Origin of the sequence: Bacteroides helcogenes P 36-108 (assembly GCF_000186225.1) — a bacterium.
Taxonomy (GTDB): domain Bacteria; phylum Bacteroidota; class Bacteroidia; order Bacteroidales; family Bacteroidaceae; genus Bacteroides; species Bacteroides helcogenes.
The window spans coordinates 3,038,484-3,064,638 of record NC_014933.1 but is presented as its reverse complement, the minus strand read 5'-3'; the positions used below and the strand labels follow the sequence as shown (position 1 = coordinate 3,064,638).

Annotated in this window: 23 protein-coding genes and 3 pseudogenes; 15 read left to right on the top strand and 11 right to left on the bottom strand. The window is 43.5% G+C overall.

Annotated features, from left to right (window positions below):
* The first annotated feature begins 42 nt into the window (after positions 1-42).
* From recR to BACHE_RS12560, 3 genes are read left to right on the top strand one after another with little or no spacing between them, the layout of a single operon-like run.
* Positions 43-660, top strand: coding sequence for a recombination mediator RecR (recR, locus tag BACHE_RS12570; RefSeq protein WP_013548091.1), 618 nt, complete (start codon positions 43-45; stop codon positions 658-660).
* 21 nt (positions 661-681) lie between these two features.
* Complete coding sequence (locus BACHE_RS12565; protein WP_013548090.1) at positions 682-1,137, top strand: hypothetical protein; 456 nt, start codon at positions 682-684, stop codon at positions 1,135-1,137.
* Between the two features lie 30 nt (positions 1,138-1,167).
* Complete coding sequence (locus tag BACHE_RS12560) at positions 1,168-1,698, top strand: GNAT family N-acetyltransferase (protein ID WP_041579398.1); 531 nt, start codon at positions 1,168-1,170, stop codon at positions 1,696-1,698.
* Positions 1,699-2,157: 459 nt separating this feature from the next.
* Here BACHE_RS12560 and BACHE_RS18000 read toward each other — a convergent pair.
* The 3 genes and pseudogenes from BACHE_RS18000 to BACHE_RS12540 form a co-directional block, all read right to left on the bottom strand.
* A pseudogene (locus BACHE_RS18000) lies at positions 2,158-2,343 on the bottom strand (hypothetical protein); the annotation flags it as partial.
* Between the two features lie 356 nt (positions 2,344-2,699).
* Entirely contained in the window at positions 2,700-3,110 is a 411-nt protein-coding gene (locus BACHE_RS12545) for a hypothetical protein (protein WP_013548087.1), read from the bottom strand.
* Between the two features lie 7 nt (positions 3,111-3,117).
* Positions 3,118-3,513, bottom strand: a complete 396-nt coding sequence (locus tag BACHE_RS12540; RefSeq protein WP_013548086.1) for a hypothetical protein — start codon at positions 3,511-3,513, stop codon at positions 3,118-3,120.
* A 1,235-nt stretch (positions 3,514-4,748) separates the two neighbouring features.
* On the opposite strand from BACHE_RS12540, the gene BACHE_RS12535 reads away from it, so the two are divergent.
* Entirely contained in the window at positions 4,749-5,951 is a 1,203-nt protein-coding gene (locus tag BACHE_RS12535; protein ID WP_013548084.1) for a site-specific integrase, read from the top strand.
* A 215-nt stretch (positions 5,952-6,166) separates the two neighbouring features.
* Here BACHE_RS12535 and BACHE_RS12530 read toward each other — a convergent pair whose 3' ends face one another.
* A complete protein-coding gene (locus BACHE_RS12530) occupies positions 6,167-7,045 on the bottom strand; it encodes a helix-turn-helix domain-containing protein (RefSeq protein ID WP_013548083.1) in 879 nt (292 codons plus the stop codon).
* A gap of 260 nt (positions 7,046-7,305) precedes the next feature.
* On the opposite strand from BACHE_RS12530, the gene BACHE_RS12525 reads away from it, so the two are divergent.
* The 4 genes and pseudogenes from BACHE_RS12525 to BACHE_RS12510 form a co-directional block, all read left to right on the top strand.
* Positions 7,306-8,670 (top strand): DUF3575 domain-containing protein, encoded by a 1,365-nt coding sequence (locus tag BACHE_RS12525; protein WP_013547324.1) that lies wholly within the window; start codon positions 7,306-7,308, stop codon positions 8,668-8,670.
* Positions 8,671-8,693: 23 nt separating this feature from the next.
* A complete protein-coding gene (locus tag BACHE_RS12520; protein ID WP_013548082.1) occupies positions 8,694-9,626 on the top strand; it encodes a DUF5119 domain-containing protein in 933 nt (310 codons plus the stop codon).
* Positions 9,627-9,698: 72 nt separating this feature from the next.
* Positions 9,699-10,886, top strand: coding sequence for a fimbrillin family protein (locus BACHE_RS12515; protein ID WP_013548081.1), 1,188 nt, complete (start codon positions 9,699-9,701; stop codon positions 10,884-10,886).
* Positions 10,887-11,069: 183 nt separating this feature from the next.
* Positions 11,070-12,560 (top strand): annotated as a pseudogene (locus BACHE_RS12510) (fimbrillin family protein); the annotation flags it as partial.
* Between the two features lie 124 nt (positions 12,561-12,684).
* Here BACHE_RS12510 and istB read toward each other — a convergent pair.
* Both istB and istA read right to left on the bottom strand, forming a co-directional pair.
* Complete coding sequence (gene istB / locus BACHE_RS12505; RefSeq protein ID WP_013548079.1) at positions 12,685-13,464, bottom strand: IS21-like element helper ATPase IstB; 780 nt, start codon at positions 13,462-13,464, stop codon at positions 12,685-12,687.
* Between the two features lie 10 nt (positions 13,465-13,474).
* Positions 13,475-15,046 carry an IS21 family transposase gene (gene istA, locus BACHE_RS17605; RefSeq protein ID WP_013548078.1) on the bottom strand — a complete coding sequence of 524 codons (1,572 nt, stop codon included), beginning with the start codon at positions 15,044-15,046 and terminating at the stop codon, positions 13,475-13,477.
* Positions 15,047-15,208: 162 nt separating this feature from the next.
* Between istA and BACHE_RS12495 the strand changes: the two are divergent.
* The 7 genes and pseudogenes from BACHE_RS12495 to BACHE_RS12465 form a co-directional block, all read left to right on the top strand.
* A pseudogene (locus BACHE_RS12495) lies at positions 15,209-15,673 on the top strand (helix-turn-helix domain-containing protein); the annotation flags it as partial.
* A gap of 198 nt (positions 15,674-15,871) precedes the next feature.
* Positions 15,872-16,588, top strand: a complete 717-nt coding sequence (locus BACHE_RS12490) for a fimbrillin family protein (protein WP_013548076.1) — start codon at positions 15,872-15,874, stop codon at positions 16,586-16,588.
* Between the two features lie 147 nt (positions 16,589-16,735).
* Positions 16,736-19,402, top strand: a complete 2,667-nt coding sequence (locus BACHE_RS12485) for a fimbrillin family protein (RefSeq protein WP_013548075.1) — start codon at positions 16,736-16,738, stop codon at positions 19,400-19,402.
* 113 nt (positions 19,403-19,515) lie between these two features.
* Entirely contained in the window at positions 19,516-19,998 is a 483-nt protein-coding gene (locus BACHE_RS12480) for a hypothetical protein (protein WP_013548074.1), read from the top strand.
* A gap of 589 nt (positions 19,999-20,587) precedes the next feature.
* Positions 20,588-20,782 carry a hypothetical protein gene (locus BACHE_RS17815; protein ID WP_245530880.1) on the top strand — a complete coding sequence of 65 codons (195 nt, stop codon included), beginning with the start codon at positions 20,588-20,590 and terminating at the stop codon, positions 20,780-20,782.
* 4 nt (positions 20,783-20,786) lie between these two features.
* Positions 20,787-21,299, top strand: coding sequence for an IbrB-like domain-containing protein (locus tag BACHE_RS12470; RefSeq protein WP_013548073.1), 513 nt, complete (start codon positions 20,787-20,789; stop codon positions 21,297-21,299).
* Between the two features lie 69 nt (positions 21,300-21,368).
* Positions 21,369-21,641 (top strand): hypothetical protein, encoded by a 273-nt coding sequence (locus BACHE_RS12465; protein WP_013548072.1) that lies wholly within the window; start codon positions 21,369-21,371, stop codon positions 21,639-21,641.
* 374 nt (positions 21,642-22,015) lie between these two features.
* Here BACHE_RS12465 and BACHE_RS17375 read toward each other — a convergent pair whose 3' ends face one another.
* The 5 genes from BACHE_RS17375 to BACHE_RS12445 form a co-directional block, all read right to left on the bottom strand.
* On the bottom strand, positions 22,016-22,465 hold the full coding sequence (locus BACHE_RS17375; protein ID WP_049778933.1) for a fimbrillin family protein: 450 nt from the start codon (positions 22,463-22,465) through the stop codon (positions 22,016-22,018).
* Entirely contained in the window at positions 22,440-22,919 is a 480-nt protein-coding gene (locus BACHE_RS17810; protein WP_245530879.1) for a fimbrillin family protein, read from the bottom strand. Before BACHE_RS17810 ends, BACHE_RS17375 begins: the two co-directional genes overlap by 26 nt.
* Before the next feature lie 126 nt (positions 22,920-23,045).
* Positions 23,046-23,504 (bottom strand): hypothetical protein, encoded by a 459-nt coding sequence (locus BACHE_RS17805; RefSeq protein WP_245530878.1) that lies wholly within the window; start codon positions 23,502-23,504, stop codon positions 23,046-23,048.
* A gap of 259 nt (positions 23,505-23,763) precedes the next feature.
* Entirely contained in the window at positions 23,764-24,654 is an 891-nt protein-coding gene (locus BACHE_RS12450; protein WP_013548071.1) for a hypothetical protein, read from the bottom strand.
* A 184-nt stretch (positions 24,655-24,838) separates the two neighbouring features.
* Positions 24,839-26,155 (bottom strand): aminotransferase class I/II-fold pyridoxal phosphate-dependent enzyme, encoded by a 1,317-nt coding sequence (locus tag BACHE_RS12445; RefSeq protein WP_013548070.1) that lies wholly within the window; start codon positions 26,153-26,155, stop codon positions 24,839-24,841.

The following is a 26,155-nucleotide window of genomic DNA, read 5'->3' as shown; positions in this document are numbered from 1 at the left end:
GAATTCTATTTATCTTTGCGGACTGATAGGAGAATTTTGTGTATGAATGGACAGTATCCCTCGACATTATTGGAAAAGGCAGTCAGTGAGTTTGCCAAACTGCCGGGTGTGGGACGTAAAACAGCAATGAGACTGGTGCTTCATCTTCTGCGTCAGGATACGATGGCAGTGGAGGCTTTCGGTAATGCCATCATTACGTTGAAGCATGAAGTGAAGTATTGCAAAGTATGCCATAATATTTCAGATACGGAAATATGCCGTATCTGTTCCAACCCGCAGCGTGATTCTTCTGTCGTCTGTGTGGTGGAAAACATCCGTGACGTCATGGCAGTAGAGGCTACACAGCAGTTTCGCGGGCTGTACCATGTATTGGGAGGCGTTATCTCTCCAATGGATGGGATTGGTCCCGGTGATTTGCAGATCGAAAGCCTTGTGCAACGTGTTTCTTCGGGGGATATAAAAGAAGTGATACTTGCCCTGAGCACCACGATGGAAGGAGACACTACGAATTTCTATATATATCGCAAATTGGAAAAAATGGGCGTGAAGCTTTCAGTAATAGCCCGTGGTATTTCTGTCGGCGATGAATTGGAGTATGCCGATGAGGTAACACTCGGACGGAGTATAGTCAACCGTACTCCGTTTACGGGAACGGTATAAGGAAATATAATTTAGATGATAATGGAAGAACAAATAAAACGGACAGTAAGGCGGACAAGTATTTACTTTGTATGCTTCTGGATACTACCTGTCCTTCTGGTGATCTCCGGAGAGACGGGAGGCACGTGGGTGGGTATGTATGCAGATGATGTGCGTATCACTTATTTTGCCGAAACTTCGGTCATTTTGCTGGCAGCATCTTGTGTACCTGTTTCCTTGAAGCTTTTTTCATGGATACTTGCTAAGAAAATAGATATTGTGACGATTTCCGAGGCTCTCAGCCTTTATGCTTTTTGGAGTGGAGTGCGACTTGTATTATTGGCCATTCCTATGTTGGCAGGTTTCCTCACTTATTATATGATGCTGAGTGGTAAAGGTGTGCTCTGCGCATTGATTGCCATGACGGCTTCCTTGTTTTGCTTCCCCGGCGAAGAACGTCTGCGTAAAGAATTACACATCAATAAAGAAAAAGAATAAAAAGACTCCAAGCCAGAATTAATTATCAATATGAATATGTCTTACTTTGTAAGTGAACGTTTGCATCTTCGTGCGATGGAACCGGAGGATCTTGAGATAATGTATGCAATGGAAAATGATCCTCAAAATTGGGATGTGACAAATTTTAATGTTCCTTATTCCAAATTTATTCTCAGGCAATACATAGAGAACTCGCAATGTGACATGTTTGCCGACCGTCAACTCCGTATGATGATTGTGCGCCACGAAGATGATGCTGTGGTAGGAACGGTGGATATTACGGATTTTTCCCCCTTGCATTCTCGGGGGGAAATAGGTATTGTGGTCCAGAGAGAATATCAAAGCAAAGGTTATGCCAAAGAAGCATTGGATTTGTTGTGTGATTATGTATTCGGTTTCCTTTTTCTGAAGCAGCTCACCGCCCATATTTCTACAGATAATGAAGCAAGCATACAGTTGTTTAAATCATGTGGATTTGCAGAATGTGGACTGCTGAAAGAGTGGTGGTGCGTAGGAGGGCAATACAAAGATGTTGTATTGCTGCAACGCCTTCGCGGATAGTCAATTCAATGTAGAAATTTGAGGGACGAAATTGGTCGCCAGTACAACTATCCCATTGCTTTGATGAAGTCAGACAACAACGACCGGAAATCAAAGTGAAGTCTGTCCAACAAATGATTGATTTTCTTGAAGTAAGATTCTTAGAAAAGAAACGTATTAAAAACGGGCAGATTGTTGACAGTTCCACCAATGCCAAACAGTATCCCGCATTGAAAAGAGTAAAACACTGCTTTTCAAGAACCTACCTTAAAAAATTGAACTTAGACAAATATATGTTATTAATCCTTGAGTTGGTATATGTTCATTTGTCTCATGATCAAAGTATCTATTTCCAATGTTCCAACATTTTAGAGCTGTCCATTTCTTCCCCTCTATCATCCGAAAATGACATTTAAAACATAATTGGCTAAATCAACAAATATATACAGTTTTAATACAATAAGGTCAATACCGAAGATATTAGAAATCAAAAGTGCCATACTTATAAGATGCCTTGGGAGGGTTATAATAATCCTCGCCCGGGGTTGGAGGTTGTATGAAATCTTGTCTGAATATTTCTGTTGGTTTATCTGTCAACACATCTGCATCATGAATATATATGTTAAAATAGCATTCTGGTTCTGTCTTTTGGTTATATGGTTCTTCAGAATTCACCTGAACATGTTGATTTGCTGGCTACCCCTCTGGAGGAACTGAATATGAATTCCTGATCCTTGCATACATTCAGAAAATACAATATTTATTCTTTGGAGAACCTATTGCGCTTTATTAAAGTGAACGGCTTCGATTCTTTGTATAAAATCCCCGAAATGGGGATAAGGCGAGTCGCGGGCTGTTCCGATATTTATTTTCAATAGCAAAAAACAGATTCGTTCGTCTGCCATGAGCGTTAAAAAAAACGGCATTCCGCGTTTCACAACAAACTCAGGATTATGCGATCGCCACAGTCAGCTATGTAGTATTCCTGACTTTTACGGTTCTTTGGCTTTCTGGACGGGGAATTATTGGGTATATGAATCGTCTATATAAGAGAATGGATCCGTATATCTTTTGTCATCGAACGAATGAGGGGAGTAGAAAGTGATACATTTTCTGCAGACAGTGTCTCGTTCAGTAGGTTGATAGCCGCCATGTTTGCTATCGTTGTAAACCGTAAGAAGTCCCATTTCGCATACCACCCTGATCCGTATGCGTGAGAGCATATGCTTTAATGTTATTCCGAAATGGGACGGGCTTCCCGCTGTAATCGCTCCGGTGTTGCCCCATAACAGGTCCTTGGTATAATCTTCTTGTATATCTATAATCTCCCCCGATTTTACATCTATATCCTGTTTATCAAGCAGTTGTTTCCCCATTCCCGTACCCGATCCGATGACAAGAACAGTGACATTTATTCCCCCAAAGGATGCCACAAGCAGATCATTTTGGAGGGGTCACACGTTCATTATGCATGAAGCTGGCGGATAGGGAACTGTTCCACGTTCCCGTGTAGCAGAAGGCAGATATGCCGAAAGCGCCATTGCCGGTAAGATGACATGGAATGGAGGCGAGGGAACAGATATGAAGGAACAGGGAGTCTCCACCTTCTTTTCCCATAAGGGCAGATTCAAGATAATACGCCGAGAATGCTTCACCTCCCCTGCATTGTGGTGCTTCTATTTTGGAGAAAGAAGCATACTCCATCGTTTGCGGACTAAATCCTATACTTTCCGATCTTGCTTCATCCTGTTCCACCCTACAGGAAAGCAGAAACAGCGTACCCAAACCGCAAATGACAGCCGGATGTGTGCCTTGAATTTTCTGGAAAAATTTCATCCGATGGATATTTTATTATATACATTGGTCTTCATAAATATATATTAAAAACGACCGCAAAGGTAATGCTTTCAGCTTGATATTTTATTCTTTTAGGGCAGTAAAAGTCATTCACTGCAAGTGAAAATACATCTTGGCTCAATTGCAGGAGAATGGATAAAGATAACGACGGCGTGGATGAAGTATATCATACTGTTTTTGGAAAATTTCATACATAGTCTTACATGTTTTGAATTATTATATCTGCTATGCTTCTCAGAGTATTGTTTGGATAAACACCTGTCCGTTAGTGTTTCCTATCCAGTGTTTTGCATACCAGTCCAATAACACTTCGTTGGATGTAAAAGCCATGCGCCCTATGAATATGTACAGAAAACAAGCGTGTGTCCGTCCATACGCGGGATGAATTCTTTTTCCGTATAGCAGTTAGTGCATACTCTGTTATCATTTTCATAATGCCCATTCGAGTTGCTTCCGTTATTGAGGAGAGATACTTGGTGAACCGATATAGGTAGAATATTGTTGTTGTTCCCTGGACACATAAAAGACATCCAAAAAGTGAATTTTATTTGTATTATATTGGGAAATAGTTACTTTTGCAAAGGGAAGCAAAATCATGTTGATTATCCGAGTAAGGAAAAGTGGAGAGAAGGGGATACTTTGATTGGCCAAGAAAGGGAATGATCTTTACTGTCTCGGAAATACAAGAGAATTTTTTAAGGGCTATTCAGAAAAAAGCATTTGGGGCTGTATAGGACTCCATAGTACGGATCTTACCCGTGCTGACTTAGGAAACTCAATGAATACAGGATTATTTGGGAAATACCTATATTACGTTCCGAATAGTTGGGACGCCTTGCGGGAATGTAGGTTGGTATACGGAACTATGGTTATTGTACAATGAATGAATAAACAGAAAATATAAAAGATGTTTTTATTTTTTTCTTTTAATTTCCTTTGCCTTGACATTCTCCTTTTGTAGCACCAATGTTGGAAGCGCTTTTCCGTCATGACAGTTGCCCTTGCTCCGGGTGCACCAACAAGACCGAAAAGGGTCACTGTATCGTCCGCAACATGACTATGGAAAATCCCCTCAGGTAAGCGTTGAAAGGGCGTTAATGGGTATTGGGAAGCGGGTGTTTTGGGGAAGTACTGCGAGGGCGCTTGATGAATATTCTATCCCGGAAGTATGCCGTCCAGGACGCTGGTATTATGTTAATAACTAATTTTAGAAAATGGCAACAGTAAAGACAGTATTGGTAAAAGGTCGGTGTAACAGTCGTGGCGCTTTTCCGTTGGTCGTGCAAGTTCTTCACAGGAGGAAGAAAAAAGTCGTTTATACTGGATACAGCATTGAGCCGAGCTTGTTCGATTCCCTGAGCGGCCGGGTGCTTGCTGGCGGCGCATATACGCAGGAGACTGTCCGGCGGATGAACCGTGTATGCAGGAAAATCAGTAAGGCGTTGGACAAGGCCATAGATATATTAGAAAGAAGAGGAGTTGAATACGGGATGTGTGACATATATAGGATGTATGAAACCATGACTGGCGAGAAGGGATTCTACAGTTTCTTTAAGGAAAGAATCCTCGTGCTTTCCGAAACCGGACACGAAGGGACGGCAAAAGCCTACGAGGCGACTCTGAATTCGATGCAGAAGCATCTGTGCGGGTCCGATTTTCCGTTCGCCCGTCTTTCTCCCCTCCTTGTAATCAAGTATCGGGACAGTCTTTTGGAAGCCGGAATCAGCAAGAATACTGTTGGCTTTTATCTGCACAATATGAAGACTGTGTATAGAAGAGGATGTGTCGAGTTGAATCTGTCACTTCCTTCGCCGTTTCGCAATATCAGAATAAGGACGGAAAAAACTGCCAAGCGGGGCATACCGATCAAGCTGGTGAGAACTCTTGCCCGTCTGCCGCTTCCACTCGGAACCCCTGAATGCCTGGCCAGAGATGTCTTCATGTTCAGTATCTATACTCGGGGAATGTCGTTCGTGGATATTGCACTGCTGAAAAAGGAAAATGTTTTTCAACAGGAAATCCGTTACAAGCGGCATAAGACCAGGCAATTTCTGGAAATCGGGATAAACCGTCAGATACAGAGTCTGTTGGAAAGGTACGGGAATACTCCCGGAGAGTATCTGTTCCCCCTTCTTGAAGGGATGGAAGACCCTTATTCAAGCTATAAGAAAGCTTATGGTAAGATAAGGTACGCACTAAAAAAGGTTGCGAGGAGGGTTGGACTGGAGGGGGCTTTGCGCCTGCATGCCGCGCGTCATTGCTGGGCCACAATGGCGCTTGACAACGGTACACCGATCCATACCATCAGCGAGTGTTTGGGACATTCTTCCGAAAAGGTGACCAAAATTTACCTGAAAGAACTTGACCGGTCTGTACTTGATGAAGTGAATGACCATATAGCTGATAATATTTGCTAAACAAATTGTCCATAACGGTTGTTTTATTACAAACTTAAGACTGTTTTGAATATACTTTCTTTCATTCTCTATGACAGAGAGTGAAAAAGCCTTTTCCACCCTAAGTTTAACCATATGAAAAGACAATAAATTCACCCTCTTAATTCGGCTGCAAAAATACCAAAGAACAAATTAATTTTAATTATCAATTACTGCTTTTTTTTTATCTTTTTAAGTCAATCCACCTTCTCCTCCGGCTTTTTCATATCTTTATTCTTGTTTCTCAGAAGTTTCCTCCACTCTCCGGGAGTATATCCCAAATTCTTTTTGCAGTATCTACAGAATTGAGGCTGTGAAGAAAAATTCAGTTCCATAGCTATGATTCCTATGGGTATATTTTCGTCTGCCAATTTATATTTGATCATGCCGTTTATCTGTTTCTGCAGCCAGCTACCTGCAGGCTCCCTGAATTCTTTCAGGAATCTTCTTTGGAAGGAGGAAAGCGAGCTGCCACATAAACCTGCCAATTCTTTTATGGTTCTGGCTTTCTTATAATTGTTAAAAACCTTTTTTTTGAAGTCATTGTCTTTTCCTAATATGGATAGAAAAAGAAACTTAGCTCCATTTTGTATAATAAACCGTATGTTCCAGAATAATTCTCTAAGTTTTATTTCATGAAAATGGACACATCCGGCTCCATCTTCCAAATATCCGGTCAAAAGTTCAAGAAACAATTTCATGCTTTGTCTGATTTCCAGCGGACGCATCCCATCTCCAGCCTTGGAGGCCAGATCATACAACTGCGAGAATGAAATCTTCTCACACCCCTGTATCGTATTGTCAAACTGCGCAATGATTACGCTGCTTCTCACTAACGAATGTATCTTGCATACACTTCCCTTGCTGAAGCAGCCCATGTTGCCGGAAGTGAGACTAACAGCTTTCCCATTGCAAAAGATCTCCAGCTCGCCTTCCAGAATGAAGAAGATGCAGTCAGCTTCATTGGTTTCTTCATTTAATTCCCCGGCCTGGAATTGATGGTATAAAAATCCTTCCCGAACACAACTTATGTAATTATAACAGGTTGTGTGTTCTTTCAGATACAATATTCCCATAGTTTCTGTAATTATATAAAATATATTAAGGTTATATCACTGTATATCTGCAAATTCATGATCATAAATGTGTTTTTATAAAACAATTTCTGCAAGGATAGGCCGTATGAGAGCCTTTATATTCCTTTTAAGCCCTATTTCTTTATATTTTTCACTCTCTGTCATAGAGAGTGAAAAAAAACAAACCTTTCGAGGCGGTTGTATGTTTGCTTTTTTTCTTAAAAAAAAATGTATTCTAAAATCAGATTATAATAATTATAATGAAAATTAAAGCTTTGGTATTTTCCCTGTTTTTCATTTTGTTCCACTTGTTGGGCATTTCTGTCTTTGCAGGGGATGTCGTGTATAGAGTTTACTTCCCGGTTGGGCGTTCCACCGTTGATTTGTCTTACAAAGACAACAAGCCCTCTTTGGATTCGCTTTTGTCTTACATTAGGGGGATGCGTGAGAAAAAAAATATATTCCGTGTTGTCATAGAGGCCGGAGCATCACCGGAAGGCGGTACAAAGCTGAATAAGTCTCTTTCGGACCGGAGGTGTGAATCCTTGCGTTCCTATATTCAGCAACGGCTTTCGTTACCCGATTCGATTTTCAGTCTTGTTTCCTTGGGACAGGACTGGCATGGATTGGCTTCCCTGGTCGAGGACTCGGAAATGCCGTATCGGGAAGAGGCACTTCGTATAATTCGGGACACCCCTGAATGGGTTATCCGTGGAGGTGTCGTGGTTGATTCACGTAAACGGCGACTTATGAATCTCCATGGTGGTCGGGTATGGCATTATATGTCTGAACATTTCTTCCCATCTTTGCGTAATAGTACTGTGGTTCGGTGCGAATTGAAAACGGTTCCGGTAAAGTTATCGCAAGAAGAGAAAAATATTGTCTCAGCAGAGGTAAAGGAGATACAAAAAGAGGGAGCGCAAGCAGGAGAGTTGGCAGCAGATACGACTGTCTCAATGATTCCGTCTGCCGGTCCAGTCTTGCGTGATACTGTCGAAAGGACTGTCGCTATTTGCGACACGGTAATGTTGGGTGCTTTGGTCCCAAACCTCTCCAAACCTTTTTATATGGGGCTTAAGACGAACCTGCTCTATGATGCCCTTTTAGTCCCGAATATCGGTCTTGAGTTTTATCTGGGTGGCGGGTGGTCTGTCGGCGGCAACTGGATGTATGCATGGTGGGACAATGACAGCCGCCACCGTTATTGGCGTGTGTATGGCGGTGAGATTGACGTGCGCAGGTATTTTGGCCAACGCGCCGCAAAAAAGCCTTTGACAGGTCACCATGTAGGTGTTTACGGACAAATGATTACCTATGATTTTGAAGCGGGAGGACGCGGTTATATCGGAGGGCGTCCGGGTGGAACACTTTGGGAGAAGGCGCATTACGGTGCAGGTGTTGAGTATGGTTACTCCTTTCCTGTAGGAAAGCGGCTGAATCTTGACCTCTCCATTGGCTTGGGCTATTTGGGTGGTGTTTATTACGAGTACATCCCCTCTGGAGGACATTACGTGTGGGAACGCACCAGACACCGACATTGGTTCGGCCCTACAAAAGCGGAAGTTTCCCTCGTGTGGCTTTTGGGGCGTGGAAACTATAATAAAAAGAAAGGAGGTACACGATGAATAATATAAAGCCTTATATGAAGATGAACAATTATATACTGCAAGTTCTCATACTTTTTACATCCTGTATGCAGTTTGCTTCCTGTGAGCACAAGGATTTGTGTTATGAGCACTCGCATGCCGTCAAGGTTAAGGTGGTTTTTGACTGGAGCAAGGCTCCGGGTGTTACTCCGGAAACAATGCGCTTATATATGTTTACCCAGGATGGTAACAGGCCCGAGTTATACGAATTTACCGATTACCGTGGAGGATATATCAACATTCCTGCAGGCCGTTACAAGGCATTGTGCATTAACTCCGATACGGAGTCCATACTTTATCGAAATATAGAGAGGTTCGGCAGTTTCGAGGCTTATACACCTGACGCTATTCTTAGTGTGCGGTCATTTCGGATTTCGCGTGTCAAGGGAAGTTCGGAAGAGCACGTTGTCAACGCTCCCGACATTCTCTATAGCGACCGCCTTGATGACATCACGGTTGAATTGAAGGAAGACCAGACGATAACCATGTTTCCCGAACTGTCAGTATACCGTTACCATGTTAAAATAAAGAATGTGGCAAACCTTAAATATATCTCTCAGGATGGAATCTCAGGCGCAATTACGAGTATGTCCGGGAGTTTTCTGGTAGGGCTTAATGAACTTACGAACGTGCCTGTGACCATACCTTTTGAAGTGAATTCTGACGGGGTATCTGTCCTAAAAACAGATTTTCTTGTGTTTGGGTCCGTAGGCTCTTCCCAACAATTGGTGGTTTATGTAATCATGACCGATGGCAGCAAACTTTCCTACACCTTTGACGTAGGTGGAATAATCAAAAGTCAGCTCAATTCTGGTAATCGTGACATATATATTGAGTTGGACGGTCTTCGTCTGCCCAAGCCGATTGTGAATGGTGGAGGTTTTCATCCCGCAGTTGATGATTGGGAAAATATAGAGATAGATATTCCTATGTGACTTTTAAGATGATAATTTAATAGTCTATTCCTTAATATATGTTTTTTATTAATCATGTTTAAAATTAAATTTATGAAGAATTATTTATTGTTTGGAGCTTTGGCTTTATCAGTTTTAGGCTCTTGTTCTAACAATGATGTCGTTGATATCAACAAAGGTTCCGGTATTTCTTTCCGAGCATCCCTGGATAAGGCTATCAGATCCCGGGCTACTAATGTATTAACTTTAGACAATTTAGCTGCATTCAAAGTGACAGCTTTAGGAAATGGAAGCAACTACTTTACAGATGTGCTAGTTAACAGAGTCCCCGGTAAAATTGATACGGAAGCTTGGCAGCCATCTAAGATTTATTATTGGCCAACCTATGGTCTTGATTTCTACGCTTATGCTCCTTCCGATATTACAGGTGTATCTATTTCCAACACTGAAAAAACAATCAAAAGTTTTGTCCCGGAACAAGATGTTGCTAATCAAAAGGATCTTCTTATCGCAAGAAATATAGGAACTAAAGACAATAACGAGTTATTAGGAGTATCGCTCAATTTCAAGCATGCGCTCTCTCAAATTAATGTGCAAGCTAAATGCAGTAATCCGAATATCAAAATAGAGGTTTTAGCTGTTAAGTTAGCTAATATGGCAACCCAAGGAGATTTTGATTTTCCTACTGGAAAAACTAGCAGTGGTTCAGATAATGTTACATTACCCAATATTGATTTGAATAATCAATGGAAAAATTGGTCAGGTTCAAATGAGCATGCAAAATCTTATGTAGTCAAGGGAACAGTTCCTGTAACTTTAAATAATACACCTAAAAGTCTAATGTTTGGTGATGCAAAATTTATGCTCATTCCCCAGCAATTACAAGCATGGAATAATGATGAAAATACGACTGGTGCTTATTTGTCTGTATTATGCCGTATTTCTAATATAAATGGATCTGAAGAAACATTAATTTATCCTCAGCCTACAGCAACCGATAAGAAGGAGGGTAAATATGCATTCGCAGCTGTAGCTATCAATACGCAGTGGCTGCCAGGCAAAAGATACGTTTATACTCTGGATTTTTGCGCTCCAAATGGAGGTGCCGGGCGTATCGATCCCAATCCTACCAATCCAACGAATCCATCAGATACTAATGTAGATGATAAGCCTGTGAAAGATGGTAAAGGTGGTGATCCCATTTTAGGAGAGTCCATTATGTATAATGTTGGAGTAGATGATTGGACTGATGCTACCCCTGCTCCAAATATAAACATGTAACTCGGATTATCCATTTTTATTGTATTAATACTATACTCAGACAGGATTGGATAGCTTTACTCCTTACGAAGGAGTGTCTATACTAATCCTGTATTGTTTTTTTAGATACAGAAAGAGATAAAAACTATTTTTTGTTATTGTTTTCCCGCTTCATATTATTATACCTTCTATGTCAAAGCTTTTATTTTCAGAAAAAAACTATTCGGCTTTCAATTTTTACTATTTCTTTTGGTCGGGTTCTGTATCAACTCTTGCACAGATGAAATAGAACATCCTTTTGCTTCTGCGAACATCTCGTTCATACCAGAACCATGGACTTCAGTTACACGTTCAGAAAACGGAACAGATACTTTTCGAGACACTGTAATGACTTTGCAAAGTGGAGTTTTGCCTCTTTACCTGCATACTTTGTATAGCGACAGGATCGCTTCCCCTTTTTCGGACAACCGTGCGGACACGAGCGCCCTTACCCGTTCCACACCGATAACAGTTTTGAATATGTACGACAGCTTCGGCGTCTCCGCCTACTCCTACACCGATTTCTGGAGTGAAAGTAAAACTCCCAACTATTTCTACAACGCCACTGCCAGTAAGTCCGGCAGCGACTATAACCTTTCCTCTACCTATTATTGGCCCGGTGCTTCATACAAGATGAAGTTCTTCGCCTATGCTCCAAAGGACAACGGACAGTACGTACTTTCCGGCCGCAGCCAGGCAGGTTCTCTCACCATCAGCGTCACTATCCCGAGCAGTGTCGATGCCCAAAAAGACCTTCTCGTAGCAAAGACGGATGAGTTGGCCGGCAACACCAACACTGCCGTGTCGTTAACTTTCCATCATGCCCTTACCGCCATCAGATTCGAGTGCGGGGATGATATGCAGGGAGGCACAGTGAAAAGTGTCAGTTTGAAAAATGTATATTCCAAGGGAACTTACAACATGGGAACACAGTCATGGGGCAATGTAGATACACCTGTCACTTTCTCGCAGATATTGAACAAGTCCACTACAGGAACTGCAAACGAAGCGCTCACCTCTGATGCACAGACGTTCATGATGATTCCACAGACTCTTCCTGATGGTGCACAGCTTGAAATCATATTCACCGACAACTCCAATACGGACCATACTTTAACTGCTGACATCAAAGGCACAGCCTGGCCTATTGGCAAGACTGTCACTTATAAAATTTCCGGCAGTTCTATCAACTGGAGCTACACGCTTACCGTTTCCCAGCCGACCGATTTTACCTATAGCGGCGGTACAAAGCAATATAGTGTTACCAGTTACCGTCAGAATCCCAAGGGGAGTAAAGAAGCTGTCCAATGGAGCACACTGTATTCCACAGATAACGGAGCATCTTGGACAGATACCCGACCGGACTGGCTGACTGCGTTCACCGCATCCGGAGCTGGTGGAGTAACTCCACAATCATACAATGCAACTGTCAGCGTACAGATCGGTACAGATAATAATACCCATACGACTGCTTTACAGACCGCTGTAGTCAAAGGAAGTGAAAATTCTCCCTATAACCTCGCCAACCAGACTAACGGTGATTCAGATAATGAAAATACCGCCAACTGTTACGTTGTCAGTGCTTCGGGATACTATTCTTTCCCGCTGGTATATGGAAATGCCATCAAAGATGGTACAACCAACACTTTGGCCTATATGGAAAAGCCACTTTACTTTGACCCTTTTGGACAAATAGGATTTACCACCCTTGGCCGCGATATGATTGACCCTTTAAAGTCCTGGTGATGGGGGTTAATTTTATTTTACCCTTTTAAGTTTTTCAGTTTTTCTTAGACCTTAACTTACGCATGCTTTCACCATATAATTCTATGGTATGAGCCGTGTGAATGATGCGGTCAAGGATGGCATCTGCTATTGTCGGATCACCTACCATGTCATACCAATTGGACGATGGATACTGCGAAGTTATGATGATGGATTTTCGTTCATGCCTGTCTTCAATAATTTCGAGCAGTATGGGACGTTCCTTGGCATCAAGAGGTACAAGGAACAAGTCGTCAAGAATGAGCAACTGACAGCGCTCGATCTTCTTGAGTTCTGTTTCCAGTGTACCTTTGACCTTGGCCACTTTCAGTGCGCCAAGCAGTTTTGGGGCATTAGCATATAAAGTGCGGAATCCCCTCTTGGATGCCTCGTGACCAAGCGCACACGCCAGATAGCTTTTCCCCGTTCCTGAAGAACCTGTGATAAAAAGGTTCTGTTCTTTATGCACAAAATCAAGGGTGGCGAGGCGTTCCATCTGATTGCGCTCCAGCCCCCTGTTTGTGGCATAGTCAATCTGTTCAAGATAGGCCTTGTAGCGGAATGCCGCATTCTTGGTCAGCCGTGCTATGGTAGCCTGGGCTCGATAATCCCATTCGCGTGCAAGGAGCATGGAAAGGAAAGTGTCCGCGGTCATGGACTGTGGAGTGGTGCCGGCAAGGCTTTCCCTGAAGGCTTCTGCCATTCCGTGTAATTTCATGCGGTTCATCAAATCCAATGATATGGTATTCTGATCTTGTTGTCCCGTAACGGGAGCTGTCTTATTATTTGTTTCCATAATCTAAACCTTATTGTTCTTGTTTGTCTTTTCTATAATATTCACGTCCGCGTATGTTTTTGTGGGATGGCGGAACCGGGAAAGTCGCTGGAGGCTGCACCTTCCCGTCTTCATCGGGAAGGAAATCCGCATCCTCTCCCAATTCAAGCACCTCGCGCAAGGCTTGGTACCCGTATTGCAACTTTTGGTCTGCGCACGCGCAGGCCGCAACCAGACGGTCACGGCCATATTTCTTCTCCAGTGCCAGTATGCCCCGGCAGGATCTGAATGCCTTTGGAGGATATTGCATGACATGTTCCACTTCCCGAAGATAATTCAATACGATATTGTCCATCTCCGAAGCGTACCGGAAAAGTTCCTCCAGATCCTTGTCATAAGGGCCATAGTGTCCCGGCAGATTGTGCTCCTTTTTCCAGGAATAAGTATAGGGGATGTCACAGCGGTCGTGGGTGGCAACCAGGTTCATACCGCAGTAAATTTCTACCGTGTCGGCATCATAGAGAATTGTCACACGCCTCCCCACGTACTCCCTTGGAACACTGTAATGGTGTCTGAACAACGAGACGTAAGAGTTCTTGCCCACGGTCATGAACTTTCTCTCTTTCATTACGTAACGCTTCAGGGGAAGCGGGCGAAGATAGTCTTTCTCTCCTCTCAGGAACATTTCCTTGCGTGACATCTCCCGGTCGGCCATCACCTTCTCGTTGAAATCAAGCAGGGAAATATGGATGGCGGTATTGAGCTCGTCCAGACTGGCGAACGTCATCCCCTCTATGTCAAGGTAAACGGAACGGTAGAGAAGCTTCACGGCATTTTCAACCAGGGCCTTGTCCTTGGGATGGCGTACACGGGCAGGATAGACCGCGCAGCCGTAATGTTCGGCAAAAGTGGCGAAATCATCATTGATGACAGGCGCATTGCGGTCACTTCGAGTAACAGCCGCCTTCAGATTGTCGGGGACTATGGCTGCAGGAACGCCTTCAAAATAGTTCATGGCATTTTCATAACTCTTTATCAGGTCTTCCTTGCGCTGGGACCATACCGCCTCGCAGCAGGTATAATGGCTAAACGGCAGGATGGCGACAAACACCTCGGCTTTCTTAGTCTCGCCTGTCATCTCATCAACGACTTCAAGCCTGTCACCGGCAAAATCAATATACATCTGGTCTGCGGCATAGTGTTCGACATGGCCGACAACCTTGATGTGAAACTTATATTGGCGGACTGCCCGTTTGAAAGAAGACAGCTGATAACCGCCAGGATATTCAGCATGGTACTCCTTAAACAATTTTCTGACACTCGTCCCTTTTCGTGTCAGGCGGGACACATATCCGGGGAGCAAGGCCTCCAGTTCAATCTGTCTGGAAGAGGGTCCCCGATGCCAGGATTCCGTACAGCCGAACATTTCATGCAACTGCTCATTGGAGAGGGAAAGAAGCTGCTCAATACTTTTTCCGCTTGAAAGAAACAGGCGGACATACTTGCGGACTGTGTTACGGGCCATGTGAAACGTATCAGCCGTTTCCTTGATTCCCATCCCGGCTGCATAACATCTTAAAATGCTTTTGATTTTTTTATTCATTTGTATAGCTTTTATTATTACCCCGTTACACCAGGACTAGGGTACTCAAATCTACACAAAAAAAATCGCTAACAATACTTACTATTAAATGGTCAATATTATTTGGACCAAAAGGGGCAATCATATCGCGGCCAAAGGGGGCAAAGTAAAGTGGCTTTTCCAGATGGGGCCGGTTGCGTCCATTTTCATGAAACAAAGCTTAAAGAGCTGTTCTGGAACATACGGTTCTATTATACAAAAACGGAACAGGCGGCCTTTTTCCGTCCTATATTGGGGAATGATCGTGAATTCAGAAAGAAGGTGCTTGATAATTATAGAAATGCCAGGACAGTAAAGGAACTTGCCTATCTGTGCGGATATTCTCTTTCTACTTTTAAAAGGAATTTCTCTAAAGAGTTCAGAGAACCGGCAAGCGAGTGGTTACAGAAACAAATAAACAGTATAATTAAATATAAATTGGACAATGAGGATACGCCGATAGGAATTATAGCCGAAGAACTACATTTTTCTTCACAGCCCCAATTTTGCAGGTACTGTAAAAGAAACTTCGGGTACACTCCCGGAGAATGGAGGGAACTACTGAAAAATAAGAATAAAACTCCAAAGAGGCTCTCCGATAGAGTGTAATCGAATGAAAAAGATAAAAAAATGAATCGTTATGATAATTGCGGTTAATTGACACATTTCTATCTTTGCAAGCAATATAAAGCCAATGTTGTCATATTGTCTTTTTTATATGAAAAGGAATGACAAACAGACGCTTTTCCACTCTCTCTGTCATAGAGAGTGAAACTATTGCTTGGTCTTTAAACGGGTGATTTATTGATGCTTTTATTATTAGATAAGTCTACGGTTTATTTCTTTATGAAGAAAAATCTTTTATTTGCAGCTATGGTTGTAGCAGCCTTAGCTTCGTGTTCCAACGATGAAGTCGTTGATATGAACAAGGGTGAGGGCATCTCTTTCCGCACCTCTCTGGATAAGGCGCTAACCCGTGCCAACGTGACAAACCTGCAAAATCTGGGAGCGTTCAATGTGACGGCCATCGGCAACGGTGCCAATTATTTCACGAATCTGGCCGTCACGTCTGCCGATAACGGCGCAAACTGGACAACCGCTTCCACTTATCACTGGCCGGGTTACGAGCTTGCCTTCTTTGCTTATGCTCCTCAAGTTCCCGTCGGCACTGTGAGTATAGACAATACGGCAAAGAAAATAACCGACTTCTCTCCCGCGCAGACCGTTGCGGATCAAAAGGACCTTGTGGTCTCTTACAACAAGGGGACCAAGGCTGCCAATGAAGGTACCGGTGTCGCCATGAATTTCAAGCACGCCCTTTCCCAGATCGAGGTGAAGGCCAAATGCTCCAATGACAAGATGAAAATCGAGGTTCTCGGTGTCAAACTCGTAAACGCCGCTGCAAAGGCTGACTTTACCTTCCCGGAAGAGGCAACGGTTACCGGTTATACCTTATCGCAAGACAAATGGAATAATTGGCAGGATAAAGATGACCACCGGCGTCACCCCATGCCGGGGGTATAGTCCTACTTCTTACCCTGTCTGCTCCTTTCCGGGCACTTTACAGGGTACATTCCCGACATTTTCTATTGGGGTATCCATGCCGGGAATCCTTATTTTAACAGCTGTATGACTTTTATTCTTGGTGTAATTAATTCTTTAAAATAATATATGAAATTTTCTTGTTTTATATTACTTTCTGGTAGGGATGCCTTTTCACATCTTCTGCTTTTGACACTTGTTTCCGGCAGCATCTGTCTTTCTTCTTGTGAGGACGACATGGATCGTCCTTTGCCCTCCTCACATATGTCTTTCACCTCCGAGATCAGTTCTTCATGGACTCCATCTACCCGTTCCACTACCAATGCTGATGCTCCGCAGGGTACTGTCACCACCTTACAAGGCGGTAGCACTCCTCTTTACCTGCATACGCTTTACACAGACAGCATCGCTTCCCTTTCTTCGGATAGCCATTGGGACACGACCATACTTACCCGTGCCACTCCTATAAAGAATGACAACATGTACGACAGCTTCGGCGTCTCCGCCTACTCCTACACCGATTTCTGGAGTGAAAGCAAAACTCCTAACTATTTCTACAACGCCATTGCCAACAAGTCCGGCAGCGGCTATAACCTTTCCTCTACCTACTATTGGCCCGGTGCTTCATACAAGATGAAGTTCTTCGCCTATGCTCCAAAGGACAACGGACAGTACGTACTTTCCGGCCGCAGCCAGGCAGGTTCTCCCACCATCAGCGTCACTATCCCGAGCAGTGTCGATGCCCAAAAAGACCTTCTCGTAGCAAAGACGGATGAGTTGGCCGGCAACACCAACACTGCCGTGTCGTTAACTTTCCATCATGCCCTTACCGCCATCAGATTCGAGTGCGGTGATGACATGCAGGGAGGCACAGTGAAAAGTGTCAGTTTGAAAAATGTATATTCCAAGGGGACTTACAACATGGGAACAGAGTCATGGAGTTCAGTGAATACACCTGCCACTTTCTCCCAGACTTTGAATAAATCCACTGTAGGAACCGCAAATGATCTTCTCGTTACGGAAGATCAGACTTTTATGATGGTTCCGCAGACTCTTCCTGACGGTGCACAGCTTGAAGTCGTATTTACTGACAATGCCAACACCGATCACACTCTGAGTGCTGATATCAGAGGTCAAGCATGGCCTATGGGAAAGACTGTCACTTATAAAATTTCCAACAGCTCTATCAACTGGACCTACACGCTTACTGTTACCGGGCCGACCGATTTTACCTATACCGGCGGTACAAAGCAATATAGTGTTACCAGTTACCGTCAGAATCCCAAGGGGAGTAAAGAAGCTGTCCAATGGAGCACACTGTATTCCACAGATAACGGAGCATCTTGGACAGATACCCGACCGGACTGGCTGACTGCGTTCACCGCATCCGGAGCTGGTGGAGTAACTCCACAATCATACAATGCAACTGTCAGCGTACAGATCGGTACAGATAATAATACCCATACGACTGCTTTACAGACCGCTGTAGTCAAAGGAAGTGAAAATTCTCCCTATAACCTCGCCAACCAGACTAACGGTGATTCAGATAATGAAAATACCGCCAACTGTTACGTTGTCAGTGCTTCGGGATACTATTCTTTCCCGCTGGTATATGGAAATGCCATCAAAGATGGTACAACCAACACTTTGGCCTATACAACAGCCAACTCCGGTTCCAACATTTTGAGTACTTTCATCAATCACACCGGCAACGGAATCACAAGCCCTTACATTGCGAGCAACTCCGGCTGCACTCCTTCTTCCGCCGAACTTATTTGGCAGGACGCACCGAATCTTGTAAGCGATATAAAATACAATCCTGGCGATAATGGAGGTACTATATCTTTCCATGTTGACCAAGCCACAATATGTCAGGGAAATGCCGTCATAGCGGTAAAGGACAATTCAGGTACAGTCCTTTGGTCCTGGCATATCTGGGTTACCGATGAAAATATCAGCAATACGATTGAGGTAACCAACCACCAGGATCATAAATATAAATTTATGCCTGTTTATCTTGGCTGGTGCGATGCTAATACCATAGCTTATGCCGAACGCAGTTGCAAGGTAAAATTCACAGCTGGCAAAGCAAGTCAGATAATCACCCTCAAACAAGCCTCGAAATCAATCGAAACAGGTAGCAATCATCTTTATTATCAGTGGGGCCGTAAAGATCCGTTCTGGCCCCTGGATGTATTAAGCAAGGCCAATAAAACCTGTTACGACAAAGATGGCAATGCTTTCAAAGACAATCCTGTAATGGAGAATTTATCTACGGGTATTACTTGTATTAAGAATTATATTCTCAAACCCAATGTGATGCATAGTCAATATTCTGGCGATAATCTTTATCAGAACCTTTGGAGTGCCAATAACCAAGCTTATTCTGGCAATGACGAAAATGTCATAAAAACAATCTATGATCCCAGTCCTGTCGGCTTCAAACTTCCTGCCAGCAATGCTTTTACGGGATTCACAACAACTGGAAGCTCTGTAAGTACATCTTCTGGAATTAACGGAATCTGGGACGGCTCCTTGAAGGGCTGGAATTTCTACACTGATTCCTCAAAAAATAAAACTATCTTCTTCCCTGCGTCAGGGTATCGCTACTTTATCGGTGGCGGGAAGTACAACGTTGGCATCTCCGGCTGCTGTTGGTCGGCGGTTCCGCTCAACAACTACCTCGGTCGCAGCCTTCGCTTCTACTCGTCGTCCGTGAACCCGTTGGGCAGCATCTACGACTACAGCAGCTACTATCGGTCGCACGGTTTTGGGGTGCTTTCTTCCCAAGAATAGGGAGCGTAGCGACCGTATCCGTTTCATTGGATTATTTTCCCTACGGCTTTAAGGCCGTAGGGATAGTACCGGCGAAGCTGGTCGATTTTTATAGATATTAAAATCAAATAATTATGACCAGCAAGGATTTTATAGAAGCTGAAGCAGGTAATAACGGAAGTATCATTCTTTATCGTGAGGGGCTTTTCTGGAAAGCTTATGAAAAGTCTGCTTACGCTGTCTGTACGCAGATCAAGCCTTTGAAGGCTATAAAAAGAAGGTTAAAGTCACTCGGTGGCAGTGAGATAGTTTCAGTGGGCTTTCCATGTAAGCATGAACAAAAGTACATAGGTTTTTTGGAGCATATGGAGACTATGCCTGACCGTCTTGTATTGCGAACGTTAAAACCTATAGACGGACAGAGGTTTGAAGAATGGAAACAGGAACTTTCATCGGAACATTCGGTTGTAGGGAGAAGAGATGCGTGTGTGCAGAATCTGTCACGGAGTGATATTCCGCATGGAGAGTTAATCGTGCGAATCCGGATGTTCAATCTGGCGGAAAGTACTCCGATGGATTGTATATTATTTGTAAATGAGTTGAAAAAGATGCTCTAATATACACTAAATGAGAAGTGGCAGTTTATGATAATTTGCCTGTGTATAAGGCTGCATATGATTTGTTAAGGAGTGTGTATGAGAAGACGGGATTTGCTTACGGATCTTTTTCAGGCTTATTATCAGGCGAGGAAGAAGAAAAGAAATACTGCCAGTCAGCTTGCGTTTGAGATTGATCTGGAACATAATCTTATGGAGTTGTATGAACAGATAAGGGATAGGAACTACATTCCTTCACCTGGGGTCTGTTTTGTGGTTAACAGGCCAGTGAAGCGAGAAATTTTTGCTTCGGATTTCAGGGACAGGGTAGTGCATCATCTGTTGTATAATTATATTTCTCCTATGTTTGAGGGCAGAATGATTTTTGACAGTTATTCATGTCGCCGAGGGAAGGGGACAAGTCAGGGAATAGCACGCCTGGAACACCACATACGCAGTTGTACGCAAAATTATCGTTATAATTGCCTATATATTAAAACTGGGCTTAAGGGGGTATTTCATGAGTATCAGGAAGGATCGTCTGTACGATCTTATCTGCAAGGGACTGGAATGATATAGAAGAAGCCAGAAACAAAAAGAATGCCCGGATATGGAACTGATAGATTTCCTGCTAAGACAGATTATATTCAGAAATCCCCAGCGAGATTGCCGGATACGGGGTAGCGCGGAAGATTGGGAAGGACTTCCACTCACGAAAAGTTTGTTCAATTCTTCGGAAGGTGTGGAACTTCCCATAGGAGGGCGGAAGGTCATGGAAGAGTACGAGTCATATTTTAATGAATGAGGATATGGAAAATAGATTTATCAGTCCCGTGTATGGCGTCAAAGCCGTACTTGTGGAAAAGATCAGGGCGAATTCTTATAATCCCAATGTGACGCCCCCACCAGAGATGCGGCTTCTGGAGCTCTCCATTTGGGAGGATGGCTACACGATGCCGTGCGTATGCTATTACATTGAGCAGGAGGATGTGTATGAACTCGTGGATGGCTATCACAAGTATAAGGTCATGCTGACTTCACCCAGAATATACAGGCGGGAGAACGGGATGTTACCCGTTACTGTTATCCGTAAGGATCTGGCTGAGCGTATGGCTTCTGCCATCCGTCATAACCGTGCCCGTGGAATGCATAAGATCGAGCTTATGACACGGCTTGTAGGTGAACTTACGAGGTCGGGCATGTCGGATGCGTGGATATGCAGGAACTTGGGTATGAACAAGAATGAACTGCTGCGCCTGAAGCAGATATCGGGACTGGCGGAGCTTTTTGCGGACAGGGAATTTCGTGAAGCAAATGAATAGGTCTTGATAAATTATAACTTTAAATATATTAAGTAATAAATAATTGTAAACACATTAAACTGTATTGAGATGATAATTACGGATTTGATTAGGGCTAAGGAGAGTATAAATGTTTCGGATATTCATATTTTCCTTCAGGAAGGTACGCCTGTTGTTTTTGATTCTTCTGCCATTTATCTGCAGCTCCATTTTCCTGAAATGGAAATCAAAAGTGTTCTGTGTGGAGACAGGCGACATCACAAACTTATACAGGGATTCGATTTGGAACAGGTACTGAAGCGAATGGCACAATATTCGTGCCTGGTAGATGACGAGTGTATCAGCTTTATGAAGGTGGTGTAAGTGTATTGTTCACCGTTCTTTACTTTGTATATGGATATGTAGTGAGAACTATCTTACTGTTCTCCATATTAAAGGATGAAATAGTTTATACTGATATCTTACAGCTTTTTCTGTTATTCATCTATAGAATATCCTTTTTTTACATTTTTTTCTTTTCCTATCCCTAAATCCTAAGACAGGATTGGATAGATACTCCCTCGTAAGGAGTAAGCCTGTCCAATCCTGTCTGGACCTGGTATTAATACAATGAAAATGAAATAACCCGATTTACAGGTTTATATTTTGAGCAGGGGCATCAGTCCAATCATCTATTGTAACGTTAAATGTAATAGGCCCGAGGATAGGATCTCCACCTTTTCCATCAGATATAGGAGTTAAATCAACCTGTTGGTCATTTCCATCCTTAGGCTTAGATGGATTCGAGCTATAAAACCGGCTCCTCCATTTGGACCATCACAAAAGTTCAGAGTGTAAGTGTATTTCTTGCCCGCTTCCCAAACTGTATTAATTCCTACAGCAGCAAACGCATATTTACCATCTTTGTTATCATTTGTTGTAGGCTGAGGATAGAGTAATGTAGACGTGCTTCCATTGAGGCTTGAAATACGGCAAAGTACAGCCAGATAGGTTCCCGTTTTCTCTGTATAACTTTTCCATTTTGTCAAACTCTGAGGAATAAGCATGAAGTTTTTAGTACCAAACATAATCGATTGAGAATTAGCTGTTAGAGTTACAGCGGAATTTCCCTTAATCATGTAAGCTTTGCTATGATTGTTGGTATCTTGCAAATTAATCCATTTATCCTGTCCGATAACTATATCCAAAGTACCTAACAGTGGTTGGAAAAGTGAAATCTGCTTTTGTTGTTATATTTACCAATTTAACACCTAAAATCTCTATTCTAACTTTATCATTAGAACATTTGGCTTCTATGGCAATTTGGGAAAGTATATGGTTAAAATAGGGTACTGATATATGTTTCCGGTCACCCATAAGCAAAGTCCCGTCTGCAGTTCCCATGCGCAACCGTTTATGGATGATGATTCCTTCATCGGAGGTGTTAACCTTATAAGAAGAGAGCAGGTCGACACCGTAGTTATGCCGGACAACCAATGAACCCGGAAAGCACGCTTTCCCGTAAGGAGAAAGTATCAGACACTCACCGTCTATATCTGGGATACCGGAGAAAAGGCGTATCTTGGGTGTGTGATCACTGCCCAGTAAAAGGTCGCCTCCGGTACTGCCCAGTTGTATCTTGTCCTTATCGGTACGGAGCAATACCGGAGTGCCGTCTATACGGATACCGAAGCCGTCTAAAAATGAAAGGAAGCCGCCGAGTGTAACTTCTTCACCGGAAAGCGAGAGCAGGCTTTTCCCCTTGTCACCAAAACGGGCGTCGTACAGCTAATCCAGACTGCCATCCAGTACCGTATCTCCGTGGACGCTCAGGTTTTGTTGTACCATGCCGTTCTGCATCGTCCAGTCCACTGTTGCCAGATTGGAGTTATTCCGGTGATATACATCATATCCGCCCACAGCCAATCGCGTAGGTGAAATGGAAACACCAGTTTCTTTGTCTCCTATCATCCATTCTCCGCTTGAATGCACGGAAGCATCTTGAAATTCGATATGGGAAGCATAGATTATAGCCGTAGCCTGATCCGCATCATAACGCAAGAGCTGCCGGCCACCGATATAGATGTTGCTTCCGCCTACTTTCAGATTGCCGGTAACCTTAATGCTGTACTCGGTGGAAGTAAACATGTCTTCGGCATTGGAAATGTTTCGGGAATAGGTTTCCAAAATACGGGTATTGGCTATACCTGTCTCGAAACCGTAATTGGCCCGGAGTATCCCTGCCATATCCCCACCTGTCTTTTTCAAGTAGTCCAGCAACAGACCACCACTTCCGGAACTGCCTTCTCCGGCGATGGCGGAAGCGAAGCCCTAGGCGCTATTCTTCAGGCACGAACTGGTGTCATCCCCTTCTTCAACTCCATAAGGATGACCATCGTCTTTCTTCTGCTACGCATTGAAAAAGTTATGGTACAACTGTGCGTATATAGAATAGCACAAGCTGTTCTTGTCGAGGTTTTCTATATATCGGGATGCAGTTGTACGCTCATTTAGTATAACTGGTTTTGGACAGGAATTTCTGAATACGTGAGGTCAGGGAAGTAAAATTGGGTATATTGATGGGCGACATCGTTCCCATCAGTGTGGGAGTCATGATCTTTGAGCACTCCGTCAGGAAATCGAGCATAAGCCCGGCAAGTTCATTTCCTATAACCAATGGTTCCGAAGCGTTTTCATCGCCGAATGTTACCTTGCTGTCAGAAACGGCAATGGTCGTGAAATTGACTTTCTGCACCACTTTGTCAGCAGTCTGTCTGACCTCTGACTTGCCTACGGTATGCGTGATGCTCTCCGCTTCAAGAACAGAGACCGCTTCTTTGTTCTTATCGTTCTTAATGGTAGTAATGACCGTGGTTGGTGTATAACGGGTAGATGCACCGTTACCGGTAGTCTCCACTTCATCATAGTCCGGAGAGGAATCGCTGTCCGGATTCATTTCCTCCATTTCTGTCATGCCAATGACGGTTTCCTTGCGGGCATTCAGCCGCAGGATATCCACATGTGAGAAGTTCACCACATAGGCGTAACGGGTGGCGGCATCCATAAAGATGGTCACATCGGAAAAGAGAGTGGGCACAATCATAAAACCACCCTCGCTGTTGGTGGCGGCTGAAAGCAGTACACCTCTATGAATGACAGGTTCTGCGGAAGCCGTTTCGTCCGGATATTCGCCGACATCAATAGTACCGCCATAGTCGGAAAACTCCTCGTCCGACGGATCGTCATGTTTCTTGGCGACATAGCCATGTATCATACGCGCCGTACCAATACCCGACATACCGCCCGGTGTCAGATTGATACGTTCCATACTATGCCCGAGAGCTATTTTGCGTATAGCCTCACGGATAAGTAACTGATTGGATTTATCTGAGGACATGCGTTTTTGGGGAAAGAATAGATGCCATATAGCCCGTTGGTTGCAGATAACTATGTCATTCCCGGAAATAAATATAGAAAATGTATGTTTGAATGGAGCTGTATATAGTTGCGTTTGAATATGTCCGTATTGCTATGCATGCCCCTAATATACAAAATGTTTTATGAAAAATAAATGCATGGCTCTATTTTATCGGATTATTTTCGGCAAAAATGGCCATGCGTTCATCTAATTGGGCATACTGATGTTCTTGGATGAAAGAAGTGCAGGCACGCAGGCCTTCTTGATGGCTTCCGGTAGTCACCAATGAAATAGCGCTTACACCATAGTACATCAATTCTCTGGCAAGTTCACCACTGCTCATGCCGGGGTAGCCGATAGTAAAATAGAAGCCGTCTGCAATGGGCTCACCCAAATCATTGTCATATACCAAGTGGAATCCGTGGCGTATAAAAATATCTTTCAGGCGGCGGGCACGATCTCCATATACTTTCACTTCATTGAGGAAATTATATTTTCCGTCATTGGCAGCTTTCAGAATGGCCGTAAGCGCGTATTGTGCAGAATGGCTTGTTCCTGAAGAAAGTGCATATAGCACTCTGTGAATGAATACCGCACCAAATGCCCCTCTTTCGTATCGTCTTGTCAGTTCCGGATATACGCGGTGATAAAGTTTGTCAGAGATGCAACTTACACCAATGCGCTGGCCCGCATAACTGAAAGCTTTGGAACCGGAAATCAGAAGTACGTAATGATCGGTGTAGCGTGCCACGGATGGCTGGTAAGGGGGATGGAACGGTTTACTCAAGTCTTGGCGGAAGTCCATGGCAAAGTAAGCAAGGTCCTCCAAAACAATGGTATCATACAAAGTTGCAAGTTCACCAATGATGCGTAATTCTTCTTCTTTCAGGCAAATCCAACTGGGATTATTGGGATTTGAATAAACAATGGCAGAAATATTCCCTTTTTTAAGATAGCTTTCCAGTTTTTCCTTCAATTTGTCTCCGCGATAATCATAAACATCAAAAGTTTCATATTTTTGTCCCATTACAACCAACTGTTGTTTTTGCACCGGAAAACCCGGATCAATGAAAAGGATCGTATCTTTCTTCGTGTTGCATTGACAGCAAGTGAGGAATGAGGCAAACGTACCTTGCATAGAACCTGTGACGGGTACACATCCTTCGGGTGCTACGTCTATATCCATAAAGGCCTTGATGAAGCGGGAAGCTTCGGCTTTTAGAGAGGGTAGCCCATTAATATCAGGGTATAGACTGGCAATGCCGTTTTGTAATGCTTCGATCTCAGCTTTTACACCTACGGTGGAGGGAGGCAGACCGGGAACGCCCATTTCCATTTTGATAAATTCTACTCCTGATGATGTTTCTGCTTTAGCGGCAATCGCTTTTACTTCTCGGATAGTGGCTTTAGAAAAGTCTGCAATCTTGAATTCTTCGATGGTTTCATCTATCAATTTACGTTCAATAGGGGTATTTTTCAT